The organism is Sphingomonas sp. (genome assembly GCF_036388435.1).
GTDB lineage: Bacteria > Pseudomonadota > Alphaproteobacteria > Sphingomonadales > Sphingomonadaceae > Sphingomonas.
The window spans coordinates 34,384-45,799 of sequence record NZ_DASVRV010000040.1 but is presented as its reverse complement, the minus strand read 5'-3'; the positions used below and the strand labels follow the sequence as shown (position 1 = coordinate 45,799).

Here is an 11,416-nt window from a genome sequence, read left to right as displayed (position 1 = left end):
GCGGTGAACGCCTCGCCGTCCGCCTCCCGACCCTCGATCGTGAGCACCGCGCCGTCGACCGCGTCGAGCGGCACGACCCCGCCCGAGCGCCAGCGGAACGACAGCCGGCACTGGCGGAAGTCGCGCGCGGTCTCATAGGCGAGCAGCGGATGGTCCCACCGGTCCTCCGCCTCCCAGATCAGCCCCGCCAGATCGTCCCGGCGATAAAATGCCAGATCGACCCGCAGCGCGTCGGGCGCGGGCGTCGTCGCCGCCGCCATCATCGGCCGGGGAAAATTCACCGTCCAGAACCGCGGATCGAACCGCGAGATCACATCCGCGCGCTGCACCGTCCGTTCGGTCGCGAGCCAATAGGCCATCGCTCGTCCTCCTGTTCGTGGGGAAGGCTTCGGATCGGTTCACGCGAAGGCGCGGAGGCGCGGAGAAGAAAGGAACGCCGGCCGACAAAGCCCGCCGCGCCAGCGGCTTTGACAGGATCGGTGCTCGCGCAAGCCTGCCGCCAGCGCGACGAGGATCGCCGCATCCGCCGAACACACCCCCTCCGCGCCTCCGCGCCTCCGCGTGAACTACCTTCTTCGCGTCTTCGCGGCTTCGCGAGAACCACCCTGCCTTCTTCGCCTTCGAGAACCAGTCTTCACTCTTCCCGCAAAGCCGCCCGCACCGCTCGCGCCACCTGCCGCCCCGAGCGCGTCAGCGCCTCGGGCGCCCCCACCGACCCCGCATTGACCGTGATCGCCACCCGCACCTCGCGCGACCCGCCGCCGCCGTTCGCCACCACGCGCCCGCTCGCCGACGGCACGAACAGCTCCGGCCCCCGCTCGCCGACGACGTAAGCCCGCCCCGGCGACACCGGCCCGCCCGTCGATCGCCCCGGCGCCCCGCCGCCCGCGCCCGCGACCAGGCTCCCGAACAGCGCCGCCAGCCCTCCGCCGGCGCCGCCGCTCCCGCCGCCCAGCAACGCGCCCAGCCCGTCGCGCACGCTCGCCGCCGCGATCTCGGCCAGCGTCGACAGCGCGACCCGCTTCAGGTCCTCGAACCCCAGCCTGCCCGTCCGGATCGCGCGGCCCAGCGCCCCCTCCACCGCGCGCCCGGCGCGCTCCGCCCCCGCCTCCAGCGGTCCGTCCAGCGCCCCGCGCATCGCCTGCACGTCGCGCCCGAACGCGGCCGTGTCCGCGCGCACGCGGATCACCAGCCGGTCGATCTCCTCATCCATCGGGATACCTTTCCTTGAGCGCGGCCATCACCCCCGCCTCGGGCGGAAGCGCCGCGTCGTCCCCACCCGCCAGCGCCAGGACGACCGCCGCCAGTTCCGCCGGCGTCGCCCGCCAGAAGGCGTCGGGCGACCAGCCCAGCACCGCCCCCGAAAACCCCGCCAGGCGCGTGGCGGACTCGACAAACTCCCCTCCCTGGAAAGGGAGGGGTCGGGGGTGGGTGGACGTGAAAACGTCGCCGAATACGCTTCCGGCGCTCTCCCGGCCGAGCGCATTCCGTCCACCCACCCCCTGCCCCTCCCTGTCCAGGGAGGGGTGAGGCATCGGCGCCCTCACCGCCCCGCCAATATCTGCCGCAGCAGCACGCGCAGCACCGGCGTCGCCGCCGCCAGCCCCGCCGCCGCGATCGCCTCGCCCAGCGCCTCGCGCGTCAACCCCTCGGGCGGGTCGGCCAGGCAATGCCAGAACAAGGCGACCAGCTCGCCCAGCCCCAGCTTCCCGTCCGCCGCCCGCTCCACCAGCGCGAAAAGCGGCCCCAGCTCCCCTTCCGCCGCCACCAGCGCCCCGAAACTGGGCCGCAGCACCAGCGCGCACCCGTTCACCCGCAGCGCGGCCTCGCCGCGCGCCCCGTTCGCGGCGGTCACGACGCCACCACCGCGCCCGAGCTCTCCAGGCTCACCGCGTAAGCCCGCTCCCCGTTGAAATCGCCGGAATAATCGAGCCGCGTGACCAGGAAGCGCCCCGTCATCACCTCGCCCCCCTCGAAGGTCAGGCGGTAATCGTCGATCGCCCCCGACAGCGCGTTGCCCTTGACCCGCGCCTCCGCCGCCGACCCGGTGAACACCCCCGCGGCGGACACCGACACCGACCGGACCCCCGCGCCCGACAGCAATTGCCGCCAGCCGCCCGAATCCTTGCTCGTCACCACCACCGCCTCGCCGTTGACCGACATCTGCGTGGTCCGCATCCCCGCCACCGTGGAAAAGCCGGGCGTCGCCGCCCCGTCCCCCACCTTCAACAGGAACGCGCTACCCTTCTCGACCGCCATCACGAATCCTCCCGCCACATCCGCACCACAATCTCGACGCTTCCCACCCAGCGCTCCGCCCCGCTCCGCGCCACCCGGCTCCGCACCACGCGCGTGTCGGCGATCCGCCAGCCCTCGCCCAGCACGACCGGCAGCGCCGTCACCGCCGCCTCCACGTCGCCCAGCAGCCCGCGCAACCGCACCGGCCGCTCGCCCGCATCCCAGATCACCACCGCCAAGCGCGCCTCGTGCCCCGCCCAGCTCTTGGTTCCCCAGTCGCCCAGCACCGCCTCTTCGACGACCAGATGGGGCAGCGTGCCGCGCACCGGCGGCGCGTCGAACACCGCCACCCCGGCCAGCGCCGGATGCTCCCGGAGCGTCGCCACGACCGCCGCCGCCAGCACCGCGCGCGCACTCATCGGAACACCGACCCGGGGTCGCGGAGTACCCGCTCCCCCACGATCCGCGCCCGCAACCTCCGCCCGCTCAGCACCAGCTCGCCCCCGTCGCGTTCCACGCTCACCCCCGGCACCGCGCCCAGCACCGCCGCCAGCGCCGCCGCGCGCGTCTCCACGGCCCGCGCCGCCGCCCGCTCGACCGCGCTCACGACTTCACCCCCGCCAGCTTCATCCGCCGATAGGGCCGCCATAGCGCGCTCACCGCGGCCGGCGGCGCCGTGTCGCGCCCCCGTGCGTCGAACAGATGCGCGATCAGCATCACCACCCCATGCGCGATCCCGGCGGGCAGCCCCTCCCAGTCCGCCGCCAGCCCCGCGCGGTAACTCACCGCCACCCGCGCCGCCGCGCCCGGCGCGGTCACCCGCACCCGGCCCCGCCCGCCCGCGTCGACCTCGACCGCATAGGCCCCGGCCGGCAGCACGAACGGCGCCCCCGCCACCGGCAACCCCGTCATCCCCTCGACCGCCGTCACGGGTTCGCGCAGCAGCGGCGTCCACGCCCCCGACGCCGCGACGACATCCTCGAACGCGCGTTCGACGAGGCTCGCGCCCGTGAACTGTTCCCCCAGCGCGAACGCCGCCCGCGCCAGCGCGCCGAGCATCGCATCCTCCTGCCCGCCCGCGATCCGCAGATACTCCCGCGCCGCCCCCACCGCCCCGTCCACCGCCCCCTGCGGCACGGGCGCGCTCACGCTCCGCTCCCCATTATCATCCCGGCTCTCCCAACCTGCTCCCCTCCCTGGACAGGGAGGGGCTGGGGGTGGGTGGACGCGACCACGCCGGCACCCACCCGTCGCTCATCGCCTCAGGCGGTCGCCACCTTCATGAGTTTTATGGCCTCCGAATTGACCACCGCGCCCCCGACCCGCTTGGTCGCGTAGAACCCTACGAACGGCTTGTTCGAATAAGGATCGCGCAGGATCGCGGTCTCGGTCCGCTCCGCCACCAGATAGCCCGCGCGGAAATTGCCGAACGCGATCGGCAGCGTGTTCGCCGCGACATCGGGCATGTCCTCCGCCTCGACCACCGGATAACCCAGCAGGGTCGCGGGCTGTCCCGCCGCCAGGCTCGGCGACCAGACGAACGCGCCGTCCGACGTCTTGAACTTGCGGATGCGCGCCAGCGTCGCCGCGTTCATCACGAAACACGCCCCCTGGCGGTACGGCGCCCGCAGCGACTGGACCAGGTCGATCAGCCTTTCCTGCGGATTGCTCCCGAAATCGGCCGCCGCCCCGCTCGCCAGATATTGCAGCGTCCCGAACGCCCGCGCCGCGTCGCCCGTGGGGGCGACCGGATAGGTCAGGAACCCCTTGGGCCGGTTGACCCCCGTGCCGCCGACGAACGCCGCGCCCTCTGCCTTGGCGAATTCGGCCGCGATCTCGCCCGCCAGCCACTGCTCGACATCGAACGCCGCATCGTCGAGCATCGCCTGGCTCGCCGACGGATTGGCGTAGAGTTCCCCCATGGGCGGCGCGATCTCGGTGAACACCGGCGTCGCCGTCTCGGGCCGCGGCCCCGTCTCGCTCGCCCAGCCCGACGGCGTGCCCCCCGTCGTCACCAGCTTGCGATAGCCGGCGGTCCCGACCTTCACCACATTGGCGATCGACCGGATCGGCGACGCCGCCTTCAGCACGGCGTCGATCGCCGCGTCGATCTCGCGCGGCACCGCGAAGCCGCCCGCGTCCCCCGTCACCCCGGTGAACGCCTTCATCTCCACGGTCGTCCCCGCCCGGACGAACCCGGCGAACGCCGCCCCGCCGGTCGTCCCCTCGCGCGCACCTTCCAGCACCGGCCGCGCCATCACCAGATCGCTCATATCCACTCTCCTCCAGAAACGAAAAAAGGCGCTAAGCCGAAGCCCGCGCCCGTCAGAATTCTCCTCCCCCGCCAGGGGAAGGGGGACCGCGCAGCGGTGGAGGGGGAGGACTCCCGCCCTTTTGCCCCTCCGCCACGCCGCCTACCCGTCCCCCACCCACGCCACCCGCGCGAGCGGCTGCATCGGCACCTCGACCAGGCTCACCTCCACCAACTCGACCGCCAGCAGCTCGCGCCACACCCCCTGTCGCGCCCGGAGCGCGCGGTATCCCACCGACAACCCTGCCACCGCCCCCGACCGCACCAGCGCCGCCAGCGCGCCGCCGACCGATCCCGCGACGTGCAGGCCCCGCTCGTCCTCCGCGACGGCATCGATCCTGCCGACAGGGTTTCCGCCATGCCCCCACAGCAACGGCACCGGCGCCACCGCCCCGAACGCCCCCCGCCGGATCACGTCCCCCACCCGGTCCACCCGATCGAACACCGCCGCGTAGCCCGCGAACGACACCTCCCCTCCCTGGATTCCAGGGAAGGGCCGGGGGTGGGTGGACGGGATGCGCCCTACAACCGAACCACCCCTCACTTCACCCACTCCCCGCCCCACCGCACCGCGATCCCCGCCAGCACCACCGTCGACGCCACCCTGACGACCCAGCCCCACAGCGCCTGCCAGGCCGACTTCTTCGCCGCCCGCCACGCCCCCAGCAGCTCGCGCAGCTCCGCCAGGTCCCGCCCCGCCGACGCGTCCGCCAGCCCCAGCCGCGTCAGCGCCCGCGTCGCCGCCACCTCGCCCGCCTCCTCGACGATCGCGCGCAGCGTGGCCGGATCAACCCCGCGCGCAGCCGCCTGGCCCAGCAGTTGCGCCAGCACATTGTCCGCGCTCATGGCCGCACCAACTCGCGCTTCTCGTCGTCGGACAGCCAGTCGGCCGCCGTCACCGATTTCCACAGCATCGCCCGCTCCTCCGCCAGCGCGGGCACCCGGTCCAGATCGACGACCAACGACGCATCCGCCCACCACCCGCGCAGGCCCTCCGCGATCCCCGCCAGCACCGCCCCCGCCAGCGGCAGGATGCTCAGGCGCCACAAGGCGCGGTTCGCCTCGCGGTAATTGGCATAGGTCGCGTCGCCCGGCAGGCCGAGCAGCATCGGCGGCACGCCGAAGGCCAGCGCGATCTCGCGCGCCGCCGCCGCCTTGGTGCCCACGAAATCCATGTCGGCCGGCGACAAGGACAGCGCTTGCCATTTCAGCCCGCCTTCCAGCAGCATCGGCCGCCCGGCATTGGCCGCGCCCTGGAACGCGCCCTCCATCTCCTCCTTCAACCGCGCCCATTGCTCGGGCGACAGCACCGATCCGTCGCCGGGATCGAACACCAGCGCGCCCGACGGCCGCGCGGCATTGTCCAGCAGCGCCTTGTGCCAGCGCGCGGCCGCGTCGTGGATCGCCACCGCCCCCGCCGCGGCGGGCAGGCATCCCAGCCCATAATGGTCGTCGACCGGGTTGAAGCTCTTCAGATGGATCAGCTCGGGCCTGACCGGATCGGCCGAAAAGCGCGTGACTTGGCTACCCACCTGATAGCGATACGCCGCCGGCCACCCGCTCGCGTCCAGCTCGACCCGCACCCGCTCGGGGCGCAGCGCGAACAGCTCGTCCACGCCCCCTTCCGCGTCGCGCAGCACCGCCAGATAGGCGTTGCCGTGGAGCAGCAACTGCGCCGCCACCCCCTCCAGCAGCGGCCGTCCCGCCTGCCGCGCCCCGACCAGCGCCGCCAGCGCCGGCTCGGACGCTTCCACCGGCGCCGACGCCACGCCCTCCGCCACCAGCTTCACCGCCCGCTGCGCCACCGCGTTCAGGCAATAACCCTCGCGCACCTGCGCCTCATATGTGCGCGGCCACTCCCCCAGGGCCACGCCCGACCCACGCCCCAGCACCGGACGCGACTCGTCGCGCCCGGCCTTGCGACCGAACCATTTCATACCCATTCTCCCGAATGCCTGCGCTAAAGCGTCCTGATCCCCGCCACCGCGCGCCGGCCGCCCAGCAGCGCCGTCAGCGCCCATACGCACGCGTCCGCCCGGTCGGGCGACCGCCCCGGCCCCTCATAGCCGCCGCCGACCCGCAGGCCGCACAATTCGTCCTCCAGCGCCGGAAAGCGTCCCGCATGGGACACCCGTCCGGATTCGTAGAGCGTCATCACCGGCTCGGCGCGCGCCACCTTGCCGCGGCTGGCATGGACCAGCTTGACGGGCAGCGCCTTGTCGGCGGCGCGCAGCACGCTCATGACCATCTCGCCACCCTGGTTCTTCTCCGCCACCACCCGGTCCGCGCCCCAGCGTTCGGCGCAGGCGGCGACCCGGTCGGCCCAGCCTTCCGGCGTCAGCCCGGCCACGCTCGCATCCTCCAGCACATATCCGCGGTCGTCCCGGCCCAGTCCCACGCACACGATCCCGCAGGCGTCGCCCCCGGCGCTCGCGGGCGGGTCGACGCCCACCACCACGCGCGCCAGTTCGGGATGGGCGTCGACCCGGCACCGCTCGAGGAGCGCGCGCGACCAGAGCGCGCCCTCGGCGTCCTCGATCAGCTCGCCGTCCAGCTCCTGCCGGCCCTTGACCGTGCCCCCGTAACTATCCTCCATCGCCTCGACGAAGGAATGGGGCAGATAGGGATTGTCGCGCGTCCGCCCGGTCGTCTCGACGGTGCGCGGATCGGTCATCACCTTGCGCATCAGCTTGTTGGGCCGGGGGGTCGTCGTCACCACCGCGCGCGGATGGTCGCCCAACCTCAGCCCCAGCATCAGATTGTCCCATGCCGCCTCGCCGTACCGCCATTTGGCGATCTCGTCGCACCAGGCGGCATGATGCTGCGATCCGCGCAGGCTTTCGGGCGCCTCCGCCGAATAGATATGCGCCTCCGCGCCCGATTCGAACACCAATACGCCCTCGCCGCGCTTCCACCGCCAGACCTCGCCATGCTGCTGGCAGGACAGCAGCCCGCTTTCGCCCTCCACCATCACCCGCCGCGCCTCGCCCGTCGTCGCCCCGACCAGCGCGATCCGCGCATTGGGGGTGTCGCGCGCGACCTGGCTGATCCACTCCGCCCCCGCCCGCGTCTTGCCGAAACCGCGCCCCGCCCGGATCAGCCAGATGCGCCAGTCGCCCTGCTCGACCGAGACGGTCTGCCCCGGCAGCGCCCACACCACCCAGCTCTCCACCAGCGTGCGCAGCACCGGTTCGCCCAGCCGCTTGATCACCGCGGGCCAGAATACCGGCGAATAGCCCGCCAGCTCCACCATCAGCACCAGCGCACCCGGCGTCGGCACGGCCGGCTGGACCTTCTTTCGCGCACGCGGACGCCGGGCCCGCCTGGCCGCCGTCACGCGCCGGCCTTGACGCGCCTGGCGAGCAGGACGAGCTGGCGCATCAGCGCCGCCTCCACCTCGGCCATCGGCACATGCTTGGTGCGGGTCGACCGTCCGTACCCACCCCGGTTCGCCGCGCGCGCCGCGCCGTCGCGCCGCCCCAGCAGCCGGAGCGCCAGGTCGCGGTCGATCGGCTCGCGCCCGTCCCCGGCATCGGTCTCCCGCAGCGCTTCGGCCATCAGCTCGGCCTCCAGCCGCGCATAGCCCGTCGCCATCGCCGCTTCCCAGGCCGCCCCGAACTCGGCGTCGCGGTGCCGCAGGCGGTAGAAGGTCCCCTCGGTCACACCCGCCGCCCCCGCCGACCGCCGGACGTTGCAGCTCCGCGCCAGCTCGTCCAGGAACGCCGCCCGCTTCGCGTCGGTCAGCCGCGATCCGCATTTCGCCCGCCGCTGCAGCGCGCGACTGGCCGCGCCCACCACCTCGTCGGCGACCACCGATCCGGCCCCGACCCCATCCGCCCCGATCCCGTCCATCACCGCCCTCCCCAACGCGAAAAGGCCGGAAACGCGGCCGGGGCCTGGCACCCCGCCCGCGTTTCCGGCCTTTTCGATATTCCCCGATCGCCCCGCGTCGATCCCGCCCCGAACCCGTGCCGCGCCCCGACTCGCAATTCTTCAGCGTTCCCGTTATGTACTCAAACAGCGTGACGCTGTCAAGCCGGAAATCACGCCCGGCGCACGGGCGGACGGCCCTCCCTCATCGGGCCGGGGGCTGCCTTATGCCGGCCCAGATCGGCTCGCGGCCCAGGCGCGCGTTGAACGTCGTGTTGAACGTGCCGGGATCGGTCGACCGATCGGCCAGCGACGGCCCGTATAGCGGCCCCACCGCCCCGGGATCATAGCCCATGAGCGCCAGCAGCGTGGGAAACACCCCGTAATGGCTCACCCGGTCGACATTGCCCGCATGGTGCCGGGACCAGTCCAGCGTCCGCAGGCCGGCGCCCTCGATCACGACCAGCGGCACCATGCCTTCTTCGGGCCTCGGTGCAACGTTGCAATGCGTATTGACCCCCCGGCGCCCGCGCTCGTGCAGATCCTGCCCGTGATCGGAGGTATAGATCATCGTCGCGCGGGACGCGTCCGCGCGGGACAGCAGCCGGTCGAAGAACGCGCCCACATTCCACAGGAGCGTGTTCCGGTATGAATTGCGGTAAAGCGTCCACTCCCCGGCCGCGCCGCCGAACCCGGCGCGGCTGCCCGTGTCGCCCACGTTCCGGAAACGCCCCCGGGGAAGGGCCGGGCGATACCGCATCAGCCGATCGGGATATTTGTCGTGCACCGGGAAATGCGCGCCGATCTTGTTGACGAAGATGAACTGCGCCACGCCGTCGTTCAGCAGCGCGGCCAGCCGGTCGGCCACCGCCATGTCGCGGTCCCGCACCGCCACCCGGTCGAACTGGACCAGCATGTCGATCTCGCGCACCTCGTCGGCGGTCATCAGGTTCTGAAGCTGGCCGCCCGTCCGCTGACCATCGATATAGACCGTCCGGAACCCGGCCTTGCGGGCATAGGCCCAGATCGACGGCATGGTCGCGTTGATCCGGCGATACGCGTCCCTCGTCCCGCCGAAGCGCAGGTCGACATTGCTCCCGACGCTGCAGTTCGTGATGGCCGCCGCCACGCCGTAATTCACCACGGTCACGCCCGGCCGCGCGTCCTTCAGGCCCGACCTGACGCCGCTCGGCCGGTTGATGTCGAGATAGGTCGCGAGCACGCTTTCATCGACGATCAGGACGACGTCGCGTGCAGGCGGAACCGCGGCGGGGACAAGGGTCACCGCCTGGCGGGGACCCACATTGCCCGTCGCGCTGTCGTACCCGTACAAGGCGGAGAAGGCGAGCGGGACGAAGGGGCCGGGCAAGCCGCGCTCGCCCTCTCCGCCGCGGGCGAACAGGATGCCGGCAAGGCCCAGCACCCCCAGCACGGGGGCCGCGAGCGCGATCCTCGCGACCCGGTCCGACACGCGGCGCGGCGGCAGGGCGATGCCCGCGAAGAGCAGCGCCGGCCCGACCAGCGCCCCCAGCATCAGGCCGCCATGTTGCGCCACCGCGTCGTCGGCGAACCCCATGGAGTTCAGGAGGTTGATGAAGGCGTCGTAGTTCAGGTGATCGCCCATGATACGTTCGGACGCGTCGAACACGAACCCCGAAACGCCCAGCACCAGGGCGCAGCCGATCCTGAGCACCGCCCCCCGGATATGACCGGCGAGCACCAGGCTCAGCGCGAGCGCCGCGTACAGGCCCGCATAGACGACGAGCGAAGGCGACGCCCCCAGCGAGGCGATCCGCTCGACGATGGCGCCGCCGCCCGTCGCGAGCGACGCCGCCACCAGCAGCTCCTTCACCGGAAATTTCACCCCAGCCCTCAACCCCTGCCCTTCGCTGTATCGACTATGCATCGGTCGCGCGCGACCGATCCTAAGGCCGCCCGGCCGTCGCGGCCCTGATCGTGTAGATCGCCGCCCTCGCCGCCAGCATGGGGGAAAGGCTGTCCAGCACGGCCCCGCGCGCGAAATGGGCGGCCGCCGCGTAGTTCCCGACCTGGGCGAGCTCGTTCGCCAGCTTCTGGACCGTCCAGTTGCGGTGCCGGCGGCCCGCGGCGCGCACCTGCGCGTTCCGGGCGAACAGCATCGCCTTGTCCACCACGCGAAGCTGCTGAAGCCGCTTCGCGATCGGACCGAGCGCGGTGGTCATGTTCGCGGTTCCGGTCGGGTCGGGGATATTGTGCCGGGACACGATCGCCGGATTGTGGAGCATGGGCCCGTTCGCGGCGTCCACCAGGCGCAGATAGACGTCGCGGTCGCATTCCCAGCGGATCGACTCGTCCATGCCGCCGACCGCTTCCCAAAGGCCGCGGCGCACGATCAGGCAGTTGAGATGGCAGAAACCGTCCAGCGCGACGAGCTGGTCGAGCGTCGGCCGCCCCGTTCCGTCCGCGTCGGCATCGCCGGCGCGCAGGCGACCGGCGAGCTGCCACAGCCAGAGCGCGTCGGCCACCGGCACGCCGTCGCGAAAGGCCCGCTGATGGGCCATGTACAGATCGGCGTCCGGCACCCGCGCGATCGCGCGCGCCGCGCGCGCGAGATGCCCGTCGTCGGTCCACAAATCGTCGTCGTCGAGGATCGCCAGATACTCGCCGGTCGCCTGCGCCGCGGCGACGTTCAGCGCATAGCTCTGCCCATGGCCGTTGGGCCGTCGCACGAGCCGATGGTGCTGGAACCTGGGCCCGAGCCGGTCGCGCGCGGGCTTGAGCGCCCGTTCATAGGCGTCGTGGTGCTCCGGCGCGCTGCCATCGTCCACCACCACGACCTCCACGTCCCCGATCGTCCGGGACAGCGTTTGGGACAGGACGGAGGCGAGCGCCTGGTCGAACAGGTCGGGCCGGTCGCGGGTCGCGAGAAGGACGGAGAACCGCGTCACTCGGGTCGACCTACCGTACGATTCTTAAGGAGATGCATACCCGGTCCGATCTACATGGCCCATATACGGG

Annotated in this window: 16 protein-coding genes; all 16 read right to left on the bottom strand. The window is 72.5% G+C overall.

Features of this window, described 5'->3' with window-relative positions:
* On the bottom strand, positions 1-359 hold a 359-nt coding region (locus tag VF592_RS08385), incomplete at its 3' end, for a non-contractile tail sheath protein (protein WP_422663735.1).
* Between the two features lie 275 nt (positions 360-634).
* The gene (locus tag VF592_RS08380) at positions 635-1,213 is read right to left on the bottom strand and encodes a tail tape measure protein (RefSeq protein ID WP_331005165.1); all 579 of its coding nucleotides are present in this window, start codon (positions 1,211-1,213) and stop codon (positions 635-637) included.
* Positions 1,206-1,355, bottom strand: coding sequence for a phage tail assembly chaperone (locus VF592_RS08375; RefSeq protein WP_331005164.1), 150 nt, complete (start codon positions 1,353-1,355; stop codon positions 1,206-1,208). The genes VF592_RS08380 and VF592_RS08375 overlap by 8 nt, the downstream gene beginning before the upstream one ends.
* A gap of 188 nt (positions 1,356-1,543) precedes the next feature.
* The gene (locus tag VF592_RS08370) at positions 1,544-1,855 is read right to left on the bottom strand and encodes a gene transfer agent family protein (RefSeq protein ID WP_331005163.1); all 312 of its coding nucleotides are present in this window, start codon (positions 1,853-1,855) and stop codon (positions 1,544-1,546) included.
* Complete coding sequence (locus tag VF592_RS08365; protein WP_331005162.1) at positions 1,852-2,259, bottom strand: phage major tail protein, TP901-1 family; 408 nt, start codon at positions 2,257-2,259, stop codon at positions 1,852-1,854. The genes VF592_RS08370 and VF592_RS08365 overlap by 4 nt, the downstream gene beginning before the upstream one ends.
* Positions 2,259-2,657, bottom strand: a complete 399-nt coding sequence (gp17, locus tag VF592_RS08360) for a tail completion protein gp17 (RefSeq protein WP_331005161.1) — start codon at positions 2,655-2,657, stop codon at positions 2,259-2,261. Before gp17 ends, VF592_RS08365 begins: the two co-directional genes overlap by 1 nt.
* Positions 2,654-2,845: a hypothetical protein gene (locus tag VF592_RS08355; protein WP_331005160.1), complete on the bottom strand. Its 192-nt coding sequence runs from the start codon at positions 2,843-2,845 to the stop codon at positions 2,654-2,656. Before VF592_RS08355 ends, gp17 begins: the two co-directional genes overlap by 4 nt.
* On the bottom strand, positions 2,842-3,387 hold the full coding sequence (locus VF592_RS08350; protein ID WP_331005159.1) for a head-tail connector protein: 546 nt from the start codon (positions 3,385-3,387) through the stop codon (positions 2,842-2,844). The genes VF592_RS08355 and VF592_RS08350 overlap by 4 nt, the downstream gene beginning before the upstream one ends.
* A gap of 113 nt (positions 3,388-3,500) precedes the next feature.
* A complete protein-coding gene (locus VF592_RS08345; protein WP_331005158.1) occupies positions 3,501-4,511 on the bottom strand; it encodes a phage major capsid protein in 1,011 nt (336 codons plus the stop codon).
* Between the two features lie 141 nt (positions 4,512-4,652).
* Positions 4,653-5,018, bottom strand: coding sequence for an HK97 family phage prohead protease (locus VF592_RS08340; protein WP_331005157.1), 366 nt, complete (start codon positions 5,016-5,018; stop codon positions 4,653-4,655).
* Positions 5,019-5,089: 71 nt separating this feature from the next.
* Complete coding sequence (locus tag VF592_RS08335) at positions 5,090-5,395, bottom strand: DUF6127 family protein (protein WP_331005156.1); 306 nt, start codon at positions 5,393-5,395, stop codon at positions 5,090-5,092.
* Positions 5,392-6,486 carry a phage portal protein gene (locus VF592_RS08330; protein ID WP_331005155.1) on the bottom strand — a complete coding sequence of 365 codons (1,095 nt, stop codon included), beginning with the start codon at positions 6,484-6,486 and terminating at the stop codon, positions 5,392-5,394. Before VF592_RS08330 ends, VF592_RS08335 begins: the two co-directional genes overlap by 4 nt.
* 23 nt (positions 6,487-6,509) lie before the next feature.
* Positions 6,510-7,802: a DNA-packaging protein gene (locus VF592_RS08325; RefSeq protein ID WP_414714179.1), complete on the bottom strand. Its 1,293-nt coding sequence runs from the start codon at positions 7,800-7,802 to the stop codon at positions 6,510-6,512.
* 80 nt (positions 7,803-7,882) lie between these two features.
* Complete coding sequence (locus VF592_RS08320) at positions 7,883-8,401, bottom strand: hypothetical protein (protein WP_331005153.1); 519 nt, start codon at positions 8,399-8,401, stop codon at positions 7,883-7,885.
* Between the two features lie 223 nt (positions 8,402-8,624).
* Positions 8,625-10,283 (bottom strand): sulfatase-like hydrolase/transferase, encoded by a 1,659-nt coding sequence (locus tag VF592_RS08315; protein WP_331005152.1) that lies wholly within the window; start codon positions 10,281-10,283, stop codon positions 8,625-8,627.
* A 61-nt stretch (positions 10,284-10,344) separates the two neighbouring features.
* Positions 10,345-11,346 carry a glycosyltransferase gene (locus tag VF592_RS08310; protein ID WP_331005151.1) on the bottom strand — a complete coding sequence of 334 codons (1,002 nt, stop codon included), beginning with the start codon at positions 11,344-11,346 and terminating at the stop codon, positions 10,345-10,347.
* Positions 11,347-11,416: the final 70 nt, after the last annotated feature.